12 protein-coding genes are annotated in these 15,887 nt (G+C 52.3%); 7 read left to right on the top strand and 5 right to left on the bottom strand.

Annotated elements, in window-relative coordinates:
- The first annotated feature begins 619 nt into the window (after positions 1-619).
- Positions 620-1,216, top strand: a complete 597-nt coding sequence (locus tag L1D47_RS17560) for a Maf family protein (protein ID WP_239886206.1) — start codon at positions 620-622, stop codon at positions 1,214-1,216.
- A gap of 175 nt (positions 1,217-1,391) precedes the next feature.
- The gene (locus L1D47_RS17555) at positions 1,392-2,765 is read left to right on the top strand and encodes a sensor domain-containing diguanylate cyclase (protein ID WP_239886205.1); all 1,374 of its coding nucleotides are present in this window, start codon (positions 1,392-1,394) and stop codon (positions 2,763-2,765) included.
- Here the strand turns inward: L1D47_RS17555 and L1D47_RS17550 are convergent.
- Together L1D47_RS17550 and rluC are read right to left on the bottom strand one after the other, a co-directional pair.
- Positions 2,746-3,405: an HAD-IA family hydrolase gene (locus L1D47_RS17550; protein WP_239886204.1), complete on the bottom strand. Its 660-nt coding sequence runs from the start codon at positions 3,403-3,405 to the stop codon at positions 2,746-2,748. The genes L1D47_RS17555 and L1D47_RS17550 overlap by 20 nt on opposite strands.
- Entirely contained in the window at positions 3,402-4,361 is a 960-nt protein-coding gene (gene rluC, locus L1D47_RS17545; RefSeq protein WP_239886203.1) for a 23S rRNA pseudouridine(955/2504/2580) synthase RluC, read from the bottom strand. Before rluC ends, L1D47_RS17550 begins: the two co-directional genes overlap by 4 nt.
- A gap of 598 nt (positions 4,362-4,959) precedes the next feature.
- Here rluC and rne point away from each other — a divergent pair.
- Both rne and L1D47_RS17535 read left to right on the top strand, forming a co-directional pair.
- Complete coding sequence (gene rne / locus L1D47_RS17540) at positions 4,960-8,382, top strand: ribonuclease E (RefSeq protein WP_239886202.1); 3,423 nt, start codon at positions 4,960-4,962, stop codon at positions 8,380-8,382.
- A 123-nt stretch (positions 8,383-8,505) separates the two neighbouring features.
- Positions 8,506-10,065 carry a SulP family inorganic anion transporter gene (locus L1D47_RS17535; RefSeq protein WP_041511600.1) on the top strand — a complete coding sequence of 520 codons (1,560 nt, stop codon included), beginning with the start codon at positions 8,506-8,508 and terminating at the stop codon, positions 10,063-10,065.
- 225 nt (positions 10,066-10,290) lie between these two features.
- On the opposite strand, the gene L1D47_RS17530 is transcribed toward L1D47_RS17535, so the two are convergent.
- Positions 10,291-11,211, bottom strand: a complete 921-nt coding sequence (locus tag L1D47_RS17530; RefSeq protein ID WP_239886201.1) for a bifunctional methionine sulfoxide reductase B/A protein — start codon at positions 11,209-11,211, stop codon at positions 10,291-10,293.
- A gap of 292 nt (positions 11,212-11,503) precedes the next feature.
- On the opposite strand from L1D47_RS17530, the gene L1D47_RS17525 reads away from it, so the two are divergent.
- Entirely contained in the window at positions 11,504-12,343 is an 840-nt protein-coding gene (locus L1D47_RS17525) for a 2OG-Fe(II) oxygenase family protein (RefSeq protein ID WP_239886200.1), read from the top strand.
- Positions 12,344-12,451: 108 nt separating this feature from the next.
- Positions 12,452-13,393 (top strand): ribosome biogenesis GTPase YlqF, encoded by a 942-nt coding sequence (gene ylqF / locus L1D47_RS17520; protein ID WP_239886199.1) that lies wholly within the window; start codon positions 12,452-12,454, stop codon positions 13,391-13,393.
- A gap of 179 nt (positions 13,394-13,572) precedes the next feature.
- On the opposite strand, the gene L1D47_RS17515 is transcribed toward ylqF, so the two are convergent.
- Positions 13,573-14,052 carry a low molecular weight protein-tyrosine-phosphatase gene (locus L1D47_RS17515; protein WP_239886198.1) on the bottom strand — a complete coding sequence of 160 codons (480 nt, stop codon included), beginning with the start codon at positions 14,050-14,052 and terminating at the stop codon, positions 13,573-13,575.
- A gap of 33 nt (positions 14,053-14,085) precedes the next feature.
- A complete protein-coding gene (locus tag L1D47_RS17510; RefSeq protein ID WP_239886197.1) occupies positions 14,086-15,105 on the bottom strand; it encodes a DNA ligase in 1,020 nt (339 codons plus the stop codon).
- Between the two features lie 192 nt (positions 15,106-15,297).
- Here L1D47_RS17510 and L1D47_RS17505 point away from each other — a divergent pair, with 192 nt between their 5' ends.
- Positions 15,298-15,669: a diacylglycerol kinase gene (locus L1D47_RS17505; RefSeq protein WP_041511626.1), complete on the top strand. Its 372-nt coding sequence runs from the start codon at positions 15,298-15,300 to the stop codon at positions 15,667-15,669.
- The last annotated feature ends 218 nt before the right edge of the window (positions 15,670-15,887 follow it).

The following is a 15,887-nucleotide window of genomic DNA, read 5'->3' as shown; positions in this document are numbered from 1 at the left end:
GCCCATCGAGCGACACGTAAAAATCAAGAATGCAGCGACCCCTTTTGACCCTCAATACCAAGAATATTTGGTGAAGAGAAAATCTAAAAGGCTAGCTCGTAACTCTTGGAAAGAGCCTGTCCCGACTGCGTTATAAGTTGCTGGGTATCAATGATGCCTTAGTGGAGGCTTGAGCCGTATGCAGTGAAAGTTGCACGTACGGTTCTTAGAGGGGCGGCACTTGGTAACAAGTGTCGTCTACTCGACAACCTCAGCCACTATTGACCCCACAACTATTTTAACTAATGACTCATGACGCAAAACACCTAGCTCACCACGCCCGGCCCACTGCGCTAAGAAAACAGCCCGAGATAACAGTTCTAATACAACAGCCATAGGCAACGGCTCTGCCTCTTTCTCAACGCACACGGCAAATGTTCACGCACCGCTTTAGATGTTCCAGGCTTAGCTCTGTCTTTTGAAGCCAGATCAATTATGATGGTCACCACACATTAAGATGCGCCTCAATTTAGATGCCATGGATGTAGATGCCAATGATGTACATAGGTGCACATACAGGCAGAGCAATAAACAATTCCTTCAGGCGCAATAGCTACCAGAGAAACAACAAGGTTAAACCATGACCCCAAGCATCATACTCGCCTCCACCTCAGTCTTTCGTCAGTCATTACTGCAGAAGCTAGCCATCAAGTTTGACACCTGCGCCCCAGAGGTCGACGAGACGCCCATTGCCGGTGAATCGGCTCAAGAACTGGTCACACGTCTGGCGCTCGCCAAAGCCAGGGCGGGCGCCCAAGGTCGCCAGAGCGGGCTGATTATCGGCTCAGATCAAGTGGCGGTGGTCGATGGCGACATCATAGGTAAACCGCTGACGCGAGCCAACGCCATCGCACAGCTTGAGCGTGTCTCTGGCAAATCGGTCTCCTTCTATACCGGACTCGCACTCTTTAATGCGGCCGACGAAACCCATGAAGTAATCTACGAGCCCTTCGTCGTGCACTTCAAGACGCTGACCAGTAAGCAGATCCAATACTATGTTGATACTGAGCAGCCGCTCTATTGCGCCGGTAGCTTTAAGTCTGAAGGTCTCGGCATCGCCCTGTTCGAGCGTCTGGAGGGACGGGATCCTAACACGCTAGTAGGTTTACCCCTGATCGCGCTCACTGAGATGCTACTCAAGCAAGGCGTCGACATCCTTGCCCCGGCAGCGAGTTAAAAACTGCCACTAAAGGCCTAGCGATTAATACCACCACATGAATCTAATTCAGGACCAATCACTAGACAACCACTTCACAACCGAGCAAAAACTCGCTATGTTGAAATGACTGGTTGTTACATGCCAATAACAATGTTAGCGACAAGGAAGTCAGTTTACTTGGGGTGGTTATACTATGACCGATCTTGAAGAAGCCCTTGCCTTGCTTGCCGCGCCCTGTATTGATGAGCGCTTTTTTCAGCGGGCACTGAAGGCGCTAGCACTTGTCACTCAGTGTCGCTGGGCGGCTTTCGCTAGACCCGCTAAGCATGAGGGCAAAATAGAAGTTGTTGCTTTTTGCGATGTGAAACAAACCATTCCCGGATTTGAGTTTGATCTCAAAGGCTCCCCCTGTGAAGCCATCTATCAGATGCGCTACCCCAATACCCATCTGTTGTACGCAAGCGATCTACAACAACGCTTCCCCGACTTTAAGCTGATTAAAGATCTGGGGGCGGTCAGTTATCAGGGAGAGTTGATCCTGGACGATGAGGGCGGCCCAATTGGGCACATCTTAGTCATGGATCCCCTGCCCCAGAGGGAGAACACCAAGTCACGGGAGTTTTTCCGCCTATTGGCTCAGCGAATCGGCGTAGAATATAAGCGCCTGTTGCTGTCGAGGGAGCTATCGGTGCACAAGCAGATGATCGCATCGACCCATCATATGATGTCCTTCGTCGATCTGGACTATCGCTACCACGTGGTATCTAAAGGCTACGAACACCTACTCAACTGCAACGCAAGTGAGATTGTTGGCAAGCATGCCTGCGAGATCCACGGGAAAGCGGTTTTCGATAACTATCTAAAGCCGCTACTAGACAAATCCTTTGCCGGGGAGTCAGTCAACACTCAGACCCGTATCCACCCGCCTTCGCTGGATGAGCCTCAATTTCTCAACGTCCATCACAATCCCCATCAGGATGAGAATGGTCGAATCAATGGTGTCATCGTCTCGGCCCATAACATCACCGAGCTGCACAAGGCAAAAGAGAAGAGCGAATATCTGGCATTTCATGACTCTCTGACTCAGTTGCCTAACAGGCTCGCCCTGTTTAATCACTTCGCCGACTTACTGCCTAACTTGTCCGACACCCATGCTGAGCTGGCGGTACTCTATTTGGATCTGGATGATTTCAAACAGATCAACGACAACTACAACCATCTGGTGGGCGACCAGGTTTTACAAAGAGTGGCGCAGATCTTACGGGAGGCATGCGCCGAGGCGGAGATGGTAGCGCGCATAGGCGGCGACGAATTTATCATACTGCATAGATTCGACGCACAAGATGAGGATGACAAGCGACAGGCGCTCACCAGACTCTGCCTCAGCCTAGATCAGATGCTCGATGAAGACATTAGGCACGAAGGGAAGCATCTGCGACTCGCCGCCAGTATAGGTTACCATTGGGTCGAGCCTGCTCAAAAAGATGTCTCGGCGCTGATCTGCCTGGCCGACAAAGCCATGTACCGCATCAAGCGCCGGAAACAGCTTAACCAGCCTGCCCAGTGATGAGGGGGAGCAGCGCCAACGGATGCGCTGCAATGGCGACAGGATTAGCCTCTTGAAGCTTAACGGCCGAATGCGCGCCATAACTCACGCCAATGCCATCTATGCCCGCATTGCTCGCCATGTTCAGATCGTGCACCGAATCGCCAATCATCACCGCCTTCTCTGGCGCGACGTCGAGCAGTGATAATAGCTCGTGTAACATCTGCGGGTGAGGCTTACTCATGGCCTCATCGGCGCAGCGACTGGCCACAAAATGCTGATGAAAACCTGTCTCATTAAGCACTCTGTCTAGCCCGGCGCGGGCCTTGCCGGTAGCTACCGCCAGTTGATGCCCAGATGCCTTAAGGGCCAAGAGTAACTGCTCGGCGCCATCAAACAGAGGGCTCGGCGTTTGATTGAGCTGCAGATACTGTTTGCGATACACATTAACCATATTCTGGCGAGTCTGCTCACAGGCACTGGGGTGCAGGACATTTAGTGCCTCGTCCATCGACAGGCCTATGATGTCACGTATCGCCTGCTCACTAGGCACCATCATACTCAGCTCTCTGGCGGTCTGCTGCATGCAGGCCACTATCTTGCTGACCGAGTCCATAAGGGTGCCATCCCAATCGAAGATCACTAAATCGTATCGTTTCATGCCTTATCCAATTTATTCAACAAGTCTTGTAGTGCCGCATCCAGTGGCGCCTTAACCTGCATCACCTCTTCGGTGACCGGATGGGTAAATTTCAGTTGGGCCGCATGGAGAAAGAGACGGTTAAGCCCCAACACGCGCATGGCGTCATCGAACTTCTGCTCGCTGTATTTCTCATCGCAAGCGATGGGGTGACCGGCATACTGGCAATGCACACGGATCTGATGGGTGCGTCCGGTAACAGGACTTGCCTGCACCAGCGTGGCCCCCTGGTAGCACTGCATGATCTTAAAACGGGTTTCCGAAGGCTTGCCCTCTTGATTGACCCGCACGATGCGCTCGCCCGATTTAAGGGTGAGTTTCAAAAGCGGCGCATTGACCACCTTGTCATGACGCTGCCATTCACCACGTACCAGGGCGAGATAATCCTTCTGCATCTTCTTGTAACGCAGCTGATCATGGAGATGTTTAAGAGCGCTACGCTTCTTGGCAATCAACAAGACCCCTGAGGTCTCCTTGTCCAGTCGGTGAACCAGTTCGAGAAACTTTTGCTGCGGCCTGAGTGAACGCATCGCCTCGATGACGCCAAAATCGACGCCACTGCCGCCGTGCACCGCGATGCCTGCCGGCTTGTTGAGCACTATGATGGCCTTGTCTTCAAACAGGATGCGTCCCTCGAGTTGAGACACCTTAGTCAACTTGGCACTCGGTCCTGGCTTATCGTCATTGCTGGAGACACGAACAGGCGGAATACGCACCACGTCACCGTCTTGCAGCTTATATTCAGGCTTGATCCGCTTCTTATTGACCCGCACCTCTCCCTTGCGCACGATACGATAGATCATACTCTTGGGAACGCCTTTCAATTTAGTCACCAGAAAGTTATCGATTCGCTGGCCGAGGTGATCTTCGTCGATCGTCACCAGTTCGACTTTATTTAATGCTTGTTGATTGTTCATGCTACGCCTTGTCTCTTTCAAGCTGCACATTGTACATCAGATAACAAGTTTTGTGCCTTTCCATTTGCTGATTTTCAGGATTGTTGCTATATTTGCCACGCCAATGGGGATAAATACTGAATAAAGTGTTCACAAATCCCCCTATGCAGGCGCGAAGAGCGGAGACTAAAAGCCATTTTTACTGAGTAGTAAGCCATTGACTTACAAGTCGTTGGATAAAAATAAACCGAGAAAACGAGTTTAAACGACTAAACACAGTATCAATGCCACATTTCAACGTGGTTTCTCTAAGAATAGCGCCCCCAATTTCGAAGTTTACTATTAACTTGTCGTCAGACTAGCACTTATCGATTTTGGCATTACCGGAAAGTACATTAGAATTTATGGGGTTGGTTGACGTTTAACAACGAATTCCTTGTTTTTAGCGATTTTAAAAAATAAGCCATAAATAGGATGCGACACGCAGCGATTGCGTCTTACAGAGATTGCGCACCCTAGCCCAGACCCAAGCCGTGAGGCTCCACTTACCGATTCTGGGCCCGTAATGCATCGAAGAAGCGTCGTCTGATGACCTTATTTTAAGAAGAAATACGTCATCATGAAACGGATGTTAATTAATGCGACTCAATCTGAAGAGTTGCGCGTTGCCCTCGTTGATGGGCAACAACTGTACGATCTCGATATCGAGAGCCCTGGTCACGAGCAGAAGAAAGCCAACATCTACAAAGGTAAAATTACCCGCGTAGAACCCTCACTCGAAGCGGCTTTCGTCGACTATGGCGCCGAGCGTCATGGCTTCCTCCCACTCAAAGAAATTGCACGCGAATACTTCCCTAAAGGTTACTCTTTCCAAGGCCGTCCTAACATCAAAGAGGTGGTTAAAGAGGGTCAGGAAGTCATAGTACAGATTGACAAAGAAGAGCGTGGCAACAAGGGCGCGGCCCTGACCACCTTCATCAGTCTAGCGGGCTCTTACCTGGTACTCATGCCAAATAACCCCCGTGCCGGCGGTATCTCTCGCCGAATCGAAGGCGATGAGCGTACCGAGCTAAAAGCGGCCATGTCTGAGCTTGAAGTACCGCAAGGCATGGGCCTTATCGTACGCACCGCTGGTGTTGGTAAAGACGCTGCCGAGCTGAAATGGGACCTTAAGGTACTCCAGCATCACTGGGCAGCCATCGAAGAAGCGGCACAAAACCGCCCTGCACCTTTCCTGATCCATCAGGAGAGTAACGTTATCGTACGCGCCATTCGTGACTACCTACGCCGCGATGTAGGCGAGGTACTTATCGACCATCAGCGTATCTATGAACAAGCCAAACAGCACGTGGCCCTGGTTCGTCCTGACTTCGTCGATCGTATCAAGCGCTACGAAGCAGAAGTCCCGCTGTTTACCCATTTCCAGATTGAAACCCAGATCGAATCGGCCTTCCAACGCGAAGTACGCCTGCCTTCTGGCGGTTCTATCGTTATCGATCCAACCGAGGCCCTGACCTCTATCGATATCAACTCTGCCCGTGCGACTAAGGGCGGCGATATCGAAGAAACCGCACTCAATACGAACCTTGAAGCGGCCGACGAGATTGCCCGTCAGCTACGTCTGCGCGACTTGGGCGGTCTGGTTGTTATCGATTTCATCGACATGACACCGGTCAGACACCAACGCGAAGTCGAAAACAGAATGCGCGACGCAGTGCATCACGACAGAGCCCGTGTCCAACTGGGACGCATCTCCCGTTTCGGTCTGATGGAGATGTCACGTCAGCGTCTGCGTCCGTCTCTGGAAGAGTCTGCCGCGCACCTGTGTCCACGCTGTCATGGTCAAGGCACTATTCGTGGTACTGAGTCGCTGGCCCTCTCGATTCTGCGTCTGATGGAAGAGGAAGCGATTAAAGAGAACACCTCTCAAATTGAGGCCGTCGTACCGGTCGATGTCGCCGCCTTCCTACTGAACGAGAAGCGTAAAGCCATTCGTATCACGGAGCAGCGTCATGGCGTAGAAGTCTATGTGATCCCAGATCCTAACATGACGACACCGGACTACCGCGTGACCCGCCATCGCAAAGACGACCAGATCAGCGAGTCGAGCTACAAGTTGCTCGAGCAGCCTGAGTCTAAGCTCTATGAGCCACGCAAGCTAGAACGTGCCGCCGCACCAGAGCCAGCTCTCAAAGGTTTCTCGACGCCGGTTAAGGATGCCCCAACCCAGAAGGCACCCGCAGCCCCCAAGCAGGCCGAAAAGCCGCAAGAGCCAGGCCTGATTACTAAGCTATTTGCCGCTATCGGTAAGCTATTTGGCGGTGAGCCAGAGCAGCCAAAAGAAGAGGTTAAGAAAGAGCAGCCTCGTCGCAATGCGCAAAACCGTAACAGCCGTCGCAACAATCGTCGCAACGATACACGTAAGAGTCGCGAAGAAGGTAAAGAGACTGACAACAAGCGCAGCCGTGGTGCCAAGTCAGAGGACACGGACAACCGCAATGCTAAGAGCCGTAACGAAAAGCGCCAAAAGCGCGACCGTGACGACAAGCCTCAGAGCCAGAGTAAAGACACCGAGAGCAAGGCACAGCAGCCAAAGCAAGAGGCCGCACGCGAGCGTCGTCAACGCCGTAACATGCGCCGCAAGGTGCGCGTACAGTCTGAGCAGCAGTTAGCCGATGAAGCTGCACTGGCCGTCGACGTTGCCGAAAAGGCCAACGACGAGCAGGTACAAGTGCCCGCCGCAGAAGCCAAAGCAGAAGACAAGCCGCAGCGCCAGAAGCGTCAGCCTCGTAAGAGCAAGCCTAAGCAGGAAAAAGTCGACAAGGTAGAGGAAGAGACTCAAGCCGAGCAAGTCGCGCAAAGCGCCGCCGAAGAAACGGCCGCCGAGCAACCAGCTACAGAGACTCAAGCCAAGAGCGAGCCTCAGGCCCCAGTTGATGCCGACAAGGCGACTCAAGACGAAGCGCAAGTCGACGATATAGCAGCTCAGGCTCAGGAAGGTGAGACAGAAGGCAAGCGCGAGCCAAGAGAAGGTCAGCGTCGTAGCCGTCGTAGCCCACGTCATCTGCGCGCCGCTGGCCAGCGTCGTCGTCGCGATGAGGAAAGTAATGGCGAAGCGAGCAATGGCGACCCCGCCTTTATCCCAAATGAGGTGGAAACCGCTCCTCTGCTAGACGAGCAGCTGCAAACCGACGGCGGTGCTGAAGTGGTTAGCGAAGCCCAGGCGAAAGCAACTCAACAAGCGGCTAGTCAACAAGAAGCCGCTGACCAAAGCAAAGCTGAAACGACCTCGGCAGAAGCTAATGAAGCGGCCAGTGTCGCTGCAGAAGAAGCACCAGTTAAAGAAGTGGCTGAAGAAGCCGCTCAAGAAGAGAGCAAGCCAAAGCCAAAGCGTCGTGCCCCGAAGGCCAAGGTGGTAGCTGAAGAGGAAGCCTCTGTAGAAGACACTCAGCAAAGTCTGTCACTGGCGGGTGAAGCAGAGGCCAGTCTGAAAGAGGAAGTTCAGGCGGAACTGGATCTAACCAGCACACCTGAAGAGGTTAAAGCTAGCCAGGAAGCTGCGCCACAGGCGAATGACGATGCAGCGCAGACGCAAGAGTCAGTTGTCGCAGCCGAAGTGGTGGAGGCTGCACAGGTCGAAACCTCTGAAGTCGAAGCGCAAGAAGCCAAGGCTGAACCACAGACACCAGCGGCTCAGGAGCCTGCAGCGAAAGAGAGCAGCGCTGCCTCTGCGCCAATGGCAAAGCCAGCAGCCATACAGGCACCTAGCACTCAGGTAAAACCTGCCGCTAAGGTACAGGAAAAGCCTGTAGAGACCGAGTCGTCAGAAGAGGCGGCTAGCATTAAGGCCGACAAGCCTGCAGCTAAGGCTACTAGCCGCTTTGGTTCCATGGTGAGCTCGACCATGACCAAGCCAGAGGTAGAAGCCAGGGCGCTAGTTGACACCCCATCGGGACGTCAATATGAGCCTACGGCAAAAGAAGCCTCGGCCGAGCCGGCGAAACGCGCCAACAGCGCAAACTCGGAAATGGCCCGTCCCTAAGGTATACTAAGCCTTAAGTCAAAAAAGCCATGCAATAATGCATGGCTTTTTATTTTATTAGCGCCGCTATTTTGCTAGTATGCGCGGCCGAAAATCAACCAACATATTAATAACAGAGGCTAAATGTTCGATCTTATTCGTCACAAAACCAGCAGCCATAGAGCCGACCTGTTGTCGGGACTCACGGTTGCACTGGCATTGGTGCCCGAAGCCGTTGCTTTTGCTTTCGTCGCCGGTGTCGAGCCCATGGTTGGCCTATACGCCGCCTTCATCATGGGATTGGTCACCGCCCTCATCGGAGGTCGTCCAGGCATGATCTCTGGCGCAACTGGCGCCATGGCCGTCGTCATGGTGGCACTGGTCAGCGAACATGGGGTGCAATACCTCTTTGCCGCCGTGGTGCTCGCAGGCCTGATACAGGTAGCATGCGGCCTGTTCAAGCTGGGGAAATTTATTCGTATCGTGCCCTATCCTGTGATGATAGGCTTCGTCAACGGCCTCGCCATAGTGATCTTTCTGGCGCAATTGGGCCAATTTAAGGTGCCAGACGCCAACGGTGTGTTAACCTGGCTGCCACAGGATCAATTGATCCTCATGCTGGGCCTAGTCGCCCTCACCATGGCTATCATCCACTTCCTGCCTAAGCTCACCACGGCGTTTCCTTCGTCGTTAGCGGCGATCCTGACGGTCACCGCCATCGTAGTCTTCATGGATCTCGATACTCGTAACGTACTGGACTTCTTGAAATCCATGTCAGGCGATGAGAGCGCGACCATTGCGGGTAACCTGCCGACCTTCGCCATTCCGTCGGTGCCCTTTAACCTGGAGACACTGTCGATCATCCTGCCCTACTCCTTTATTCTGGCGGCGGTTGGCCTTATCGAATCGCTACTGACCCTGACGGTGATCGATGAGATGACCAGTACCCGAGGCAAAGGCAACAAAGAGTGTGTCGGCCAAGGCATTGGCAACATCACTAGTGGTTTCTTCGGTGCCATGGGTGGCTGCGCCATGATCGGCCAGTCGATGATTAACATTAACTCAGGCGGACGCGGCAGACTCTCAGGGATCACGGCAGCCATCGCCCTGCTCACCTTTATCCTGTTCGGCTCGGCGCTGATCGAGATGATCCCGCTGGCGGCGCTGGTCGGTGTGATGTTCATGGTAGTACTGGGCACGTTTGAGTGGGCAAGCTTCAAGGTGATGCGTAAGGTGCCTAAGCACGATGCCTTCGTTATCGTCCTGGTGACCGTGGTGACCGTATTTACCGATCTCGCCTTTGCAGTGTTTGTTGGTGTTATCGTCTCTGCACTGGTATTTGCCTGGGAGCACGCCAAGCACATCAACGTCGATGTCAGCGAAGATGCCAATGGCTGGAAGGTCTATAAACTCAACGGCCCGCTGTTTTTTGGCTCGGTCGCCGAGTTCTTAGAGCTGTTTCATGCCAAGACAGATCCCCAAGACGTGATTGTCGATTTCCAAAACTCCCGCGTATGCGACCACTCTGCGCTGGAAGCCATAGATACATTGGCCGAACGCTATGTCAGCTCGGGGAAGCGACTGCACCTGCGTCACCTCAGCCACGACTGCAAGCAGCTACTGCATAAGGCGGGCGATCTGGTGGAAGTCAACCTGATAGAAGATCCCCACTACAAGGTGGCCGACGACAAGCTGGACTCTTAACGCTCACCTCCTAGGAGCTGGCTTAAAGTTATACCAATCACAGTAAATATGTGATCAGAAATAGCGCAGGAAAAACGCTTGAGAACAAAGCAGGATTTTTAGATAAGTAGTTATTCTACAATTAAAAAGACTAATACAGTTATCGAGCGTTTTAACAAGCTAGAATGATTAATTATTTATAACGATTGGTATTAGCAACAAAAAAGGCGCATGATGCGCCTTTTTTTATGCTCCGCCACCCGACTTGAGCCGTTCCTTAAACAGGGCCTTTATCTTATCCACCTTTGGTTTAACCACCATCTGGCAATAAGGCTGCTGACCATTATGCTCGAAGTAGGCATCATGATAGGACTCCGCGGGATAGAAGTTTTCCAGTGCCACCAGCTCGGTGACGATGGGCTTGTCGAAAACCTTCGCCTCGGTCAATCTGGCGATCATCTGGCTGGCAGTCTTAATCTGCTCATCGTCATGGGCGAAAATCACCGAGCGATATTGGGTGCCAACATCGTTCCCCTGGCGATTGAGCGTAGTGGGATCATGGCTCTGCCAAAAGACCTCTAACAGCTCCTCGTAGCTGATAATATGGCTATCGAACTCTATCTCTACCACCTCGGCATGACCCGTATCACCGGCGCACACCGCACGATAGTTAGCGCTCGATACATCGCCCCCTGAATAGCCAGACTTCACGGCGATCACCCCTCTAAGCTGGCTAAATACCGCCTCTAGGCACCAGAAACAACCGCCGCCCAGGGTGGCCCAGCGAATATGGCTGTCATCACTCTTTTGCTTCGTCTCACCCTTAAATACCATTGAGACAGAATTGACACAGTGGCGCAAATTCTTATCTGTCAGATACTCACCTTCAAACACATGACCTAGGTGAGCGCCACACTGGTGACACACTATCTCAACCCTGTGACCATCGGCATCGGGCAGGCGCTTGACCGCCCCAGGGATCTCGTCATCGAAGGCGGGCCATCCACAATGGGCATTAAACTTATGTTCGGACAGATAGAGAGGCGCATCACAGCGCTTACAATGATAGACCCCCGGCGCATCGTGCTGGTTATACTCGCCACTAAAGGGCCGCTCCGTGCCCTTACTCTCAATCACAAACCGCTCAAATTCCGTTAGCTCACGCATAGTTAAAGGCTTTGCACTCCTGTACCGCTAAGACGACCCATCGGGCCAATAAGATCTCACTACTCTCACAATAGCAGATAAAAGACCTAGTAAACAGGTAGGTTATTACATGTTGGCACTAATAATCTGTTGTTTGTTAGCTAGCCAATGATTTTAATAACGAAAACACCTGATGCAAACCATCCCCTTCTTGTACTAAAACAATGAAAACGTGATTTTTGTCACACCTAATTGCTCAAAGGCTATCCCTGGGGTACACTGCCTGCGGGGTTCAATAACAAGAAAACAAAATATGAAATTAGAAACAATAGATTACCGTGCAGAAGACAGCGCCAAGCGATTCGTTGAATCTTTGCGCGAAACAGGATTTGGCGTACTCTCAAATCACCCAATCGACAAGGCCTTAGTCGATACTATTTATGAAGAATGGCAGGCCTTCTTCAATAGCGACGAAAAACAGAACTATCTGTTTAAGCCGGAAACCCATGATGGTTTCTTCCCGGCAGAGGTGTCTGAAACCGCTAAGGGTCATACGGTTAAAGACATCAAAGAGTATTACCATGTGTATCCATGGGGACGCATTCCCGATTCGCTAAGAGAAAACATACTGCGTTACTACCAAGAGGCCAACGCCCTGGCCGAGGAGCTGCTAGGCTGGGTGGAAGCCCATACGCCGGCGGAAGTGGCGGTTAACTACTCTATCGCCCTGCCGAAAATGATCGAAAACAGCCACAAGACACTATTGCGTATTCTTCACTACCCACCAATGTCGGGCGATGAGGAGCTAGGTGCCATTCGCGCCGCCGCCCACGAAGATATCAACCTGCTGACCGTGCTGCCGGCCGCGAATGAACCAGGCCTTCAGGTGAAAGCCAAGTCGGGCGAGTGGTTAGACGTACCAAGCGATTTCGGCAACCTGATCATCAACATAGGTGACATGCTGCAGGAAGCCTCAGGCGGCTACTTCCCATCGACTACCCATAGAGTAGTCAACCCGGAAGGCGCCGATAAGACGCGTTCGCGTATCTCCCTGCCCCTCTTCTTACATCCTAAGCCAGAGGTGGTCCTATCGGATCGCTACACAGCAGACAGCTATCTGATGGAGCGTCTGAGAGAATTAGGGGTTATCTAACCGCTTCGACTAAGATAAAAAGCGCCCGTGGGCGCTTTTTATTTATGATTTTTAAGCCATATCAGGGTAAAATCCCTCCCCAAATTTGCACAGAGACAGAGTACAGAGATGGCAATTCAGTGGTTTCCAGGCCATATGCACAAGGCGCGCAAAGAGATAGCAGAGGTGATGCCTCAGGTCGATCTAGTGATCGAGGTGCTCGATGCCCGCATCCCCTACAGCAGCGAAAACCCTATGGTCACCAGTTTGCGCGGTGACAGGCCCTGTATCAAACTGCTCAACAAATCAGATCTGGCCGATCCCGAAGTCACCCAGCGCTGGATTGAGTATCTGGAGCAGGAGCAAGGGGTAAAGGCGATGGCCATCACCACGCTGCAGGCCGCGCAGGTGCGTAAGGTCCCCGAACTCTGCCGTAAGCTGGTGCCTGCCCGTGACAAGATAGAGAAAGATATCCGCACCATGATCATGGGCATTCCTAACGTAGGAAAATCAACCATTATCAACACCTTGGCTGGCAGAGTCATCGCCAAGACGGGTAATGAGCCCGCCGTCACCAAGACCCAGCAACGTATCAACCTCAAGAATGGCATAGTGCTGTCCGACACCCCAGGTATTCTCTGGCCAAAGGTGGATAATGAGGCCAGTGGCTATCGCCTGGCGGTTACCGGCGCCATTAAAGACACAGCGATGGAGTATGAAGATGTGGCCATGTTTGCCGCCGAATATTTCCTCAAGGCCTATCCCGATGCCATGCTAGAGCGTTATAAGCTGAAAGAGCTGCCGAATGATGATATCGGCCTGCTAGAGGCGATTGGCCGTAAGCGCGGCGCCCTAAGACCGGGTGGCAGAATCGACCTGCACAAAGCCTCTGAACTGTTACTGCACGAGTTCCGCTCGGGTAAGATAGGCCAGTTGTCACTGGAGACCCCAGAGATGGCCGCAGCCGAGAAGGCCGAGGTGGCGCGTATCCTGGCCGAGAAAGAGACTGAGAAACAGGCAAAGATCGAGGCAGAGCGCCTCAAACGTTCGGGCGTTCGTCATAACGACTAAGCCTGTCATAACAATTCAGCGCTTCATCGTTAGCCATAGCTATCCGAAAAAGCTAATCGATATAGCTATCGAACATAGCTAACGGATTAAGATAAGCGCTTACCACTATGCCGCTTGCAACACGACACACTCGATGACACTTAGATAGAGGTCGGTTGCAAGCGGTTTAACCAAGCCCCCTATTTCGCAATCTGCGCCAATAGCTTTTCACAGCTCTGTTGCAGTAGGTCTAACACCTGCTCGAAGCCTTCATAACCACCGTAATAAGGATCTGGCACCTCCCGCTCCCCCTCTCCTAGAAACGAGAGCATCAAGGCCAGCTTAGACTGATGCTGAGCCGGACAACGCGCTCGCAACTCACGCAAGTTAGCCCTGTCGGCCGCCAGGATCAGATCGAAACGTTCAAAGTCTTCATCTCTAACCCCTCTTGCGCGAATGCCACTAAAGTCCAATCCGCGGCGCTCGCCCGCCAAGCGTGCACGCCTGTCAGGTCCCTCCCCCTCATGGTAGCCAGAGGTGCCCGCCGAATCGCAGTCCATCGACAAACCGCGATCCCTTAGCTGCCCTCGAAACACCGCCTCGGCCGTCGGTGAGCGGCAGATATTTCCAAGGCAGACAAACAAGACTGAGTTGATCTTCGACGAGTTGATCTTCGACATAATTATCCTTTTCGTACATGTTTTATGCGCTTTTTAAAGCGGCTCTCGTTGTCGCATGAAGCTGGCAAACCTGGGCACGCCATTATGGGTCAGGCCATAATACTTGTAGGTTACCATGCTGCCAATGGCCGGAGGATGGCGACGCTGCTCATCAGTAAATCCGGTCCCCAGCTTAAAACGTATGCCTTCTGGCGTCTCGACCTCCAACGCGCCCATCATCCCCTGATATTTTCCTTTGCCCGCAAGATAGGCGATCACCTTGGCTTCGGCATCTTGATAGCGCTTGAGCTTCACCAAATCACTATTTCGTCCGGCGTGGTAATGGGCATCTTGGTGATGCAGCATCAAACCCTCGGCGCCCTCGGCCACCCACTCGCCCAATGCGGCATTCAACGCCTGCCTATCTTGAATGTGCCACTGGGGAATAATTTGCAAAAACGGCGACAGATTAGCATAACGCTTGACGGCCAAGGCGTAACGCTCGCCAAAGGGGCTATTTATGGCAGGATAGTCGAAGACCATAAACCGAACGGCGCGCCAACGCGCCGCATCGGCATCTTTATCACGCACCAAGGCAGAGATGGCTTCAAACTGCTGACGGCCGATCCACAGCTCACCATCTAAGGGGTCCGTGGGAAAGCCTTTGGTAAACCAAGCAGGCAAGTTAATAGGCTGACCGGAGCGGGTAAGCATACCTGTGCCGGTCCAGCGTCCCCTGACGCCATCGAACTTTTCACTCACCAGATACTCAGATATAGGCCGGTCGGCCTCTTGGCTACCGGCCAATTGCAGGTCGGGCAGTTGCCGGCGCGTCAGCTTCGAACGTTTTGAGCTCAACTGGTTGACCTCGGCAACTAAGGAGCCAACCGTGCCAGGGGACTTAGCCGGGCTAGTTGGGCTAGTTGGGCTAGTTGGGCTAGCCAAGTTAGGCGACTTATCCGGATTATCGAAATTAGGCAACTCGCTGGTTTCCGCGGCCAGCGCCACTGGCGATAGCCAACTCAGGAACAAGACGATACTGCCGACCACTATAGACCTGTTGTGACACAACATAGGCTCCTCCTTGAGCAACATGATGATAGCTAAGCGGTAAGTTTAGCTCAAAGCCCTTCATGCAGATGTTATGGTGGTAACTAGAGTGTTATACTGGCGCGCAATTTGTAACTAGCCTGCCGGCGTCAGAGCAAGGCAAGCAGAGAAACTAAAACGATACTAATGCAATACTAACCAAAGAAATGGACACCTATGAAACCGGAAAATAACCACGGTATTAAACGCATCTTCAGAGCGACAGGTTTCTCTATGCAGGGCCTTAAGCTCGCCTGGCAATCTGAGGCCGCCTTTCGCCAAGAGTTAATCTTGGTCCTCTTCATGCTACCGATAGCCCTATTGGTAGACGTGCCTATGGTTGAACGCATCCTGCTCATCATGACGCTGATGATAGTGTTAATCGTCGAGCTACTTAACTCGGCCATCGAGGCTGTGGTCGACCGTATTGGCCACGAGATCCACCCCCTCAGCGGACAGGCAAAAGATATCGCCTCGGCGGCAGTCTTTATCGCCTTAGCCCTGTGTGGCATCACCTGGCTACTTATCCTCTGGCCACTGTTTTTCTAACCGGCAAAGAATAAATAATAAGGCTCTCGATAGGCTATCGGGAGCCTTTTTATTTGTGTAATTCAGCTCTCAATATCAACAAAAATGCCGCAACCCTGACATTTTTGATACAAATCATTCACAATTTTAAATATCCTGCTAGAATGGTAGCGTAGTAAAAAGTCTTACTAAACAAATCAATAACTTATAATAATTATTAATTGATAGAGGTTGTAGTT

Origin of the sequence: Shewanella sp. Isolate7 (assembly GCF_022398425.1) — a bacterium.
Taxonomy (GTDB): Bacteria; Pseudomonadota; Gammaproteobacteria; order Enterobacterales; family Shewanellaceae; genus Shewanella.
The sequence above is the reverse complement of the archived record's forward strand: the minus strand, read 5'-3'. Positions and strand labels throughout refer to the sequence as shown.

Excerpts from the sequence above, each read along its gene's own strand:
- L1D47_RS17560 (WP_239886206.1), top strand. The coding sequence starts at position 620 with ATGACCCCAAGCATCATACTCGCCTCCACCTCAGTCTTTCGTCAGTCA.
- L1D47_RS17555 (WP_239886205.1), top strand. The coding sequence starts at position 1,392 with ATGACCGATCTTGAAGAAGCCCTTGCCTTGCTTGCCGCGCCCTGTATT.
- L1D47_RS17550 (WP_239886204.1), bottom strand. The coding sequence starts at position 3,405 with ATGAAACGATACGATTTAGTGATCTTCGATTGGGATGGCACCCTTATG.
- rluC (WP_239886203.1), bottom strand. The coding sequence starts at position 4,361 with ATGAACAATCAACAAGCATTAAATAAAGTCGAACTGGTGACGATCGAC.
- rne (WP_239886202.1), top strand. The coding sequence starts at position 4,960 with ATGAAACGGATGTTAATTAATGCGACTCAATCTGAAGAGTTGCGCGTT.
- L1D47_RS17535 (WP_041511600.1), top strand. The coding sequence starts at position 8,506 with ATGTTCGATCTTATTCGTCACAAAACCAGCAGCCATAGAGCCGACCTG.
- L1D47_RS17530 (WP_239886201.1), bottom strand. The coding sequence starts at position 11,211 with ATGCGTGAGCTAACGGAATTTGAGCGGTTTGTGATTGAGAGTAAGGGC.
- L1D47_RS17525 (WP_239886200.1), top strand. The coding sequence starts at position 11,504 with ATGAAATTAGAAACAATAGATTACCGTGCAGAAGACAGCGCCAAGCGA.
- ylqF (WP_239886199.1), top strand. The coding sequence starts at position 12,452 with ATGGCAATTCAGTGGTTTCCAGGCCATATGCACAAGGCGCGCAAAGAG.
- L1D47_RS17515 (WP_239886198.1), bottom strand. The coding sequence starts at position 14,052 with ATGTCGAAGATCAACTCGTCGAAGATCAACTCAGTCTTGTTTGTCTGC.
- L1D47_RS17510 (WP_239886197.1), bottom strand. The coding sequence starts at position 15,105 with ATGTTGTGTCACAACAGGTCTATAGTGGTCGGCAGTATCGTCTTGTTC.
- L1D47_RS17505 (WP_041511626.1), top strand. The coding sequence starts at position 15,298 with ATGAAACCGGAAAATAACCACGGTATTAAACGCATCTTCAGAGCGACA.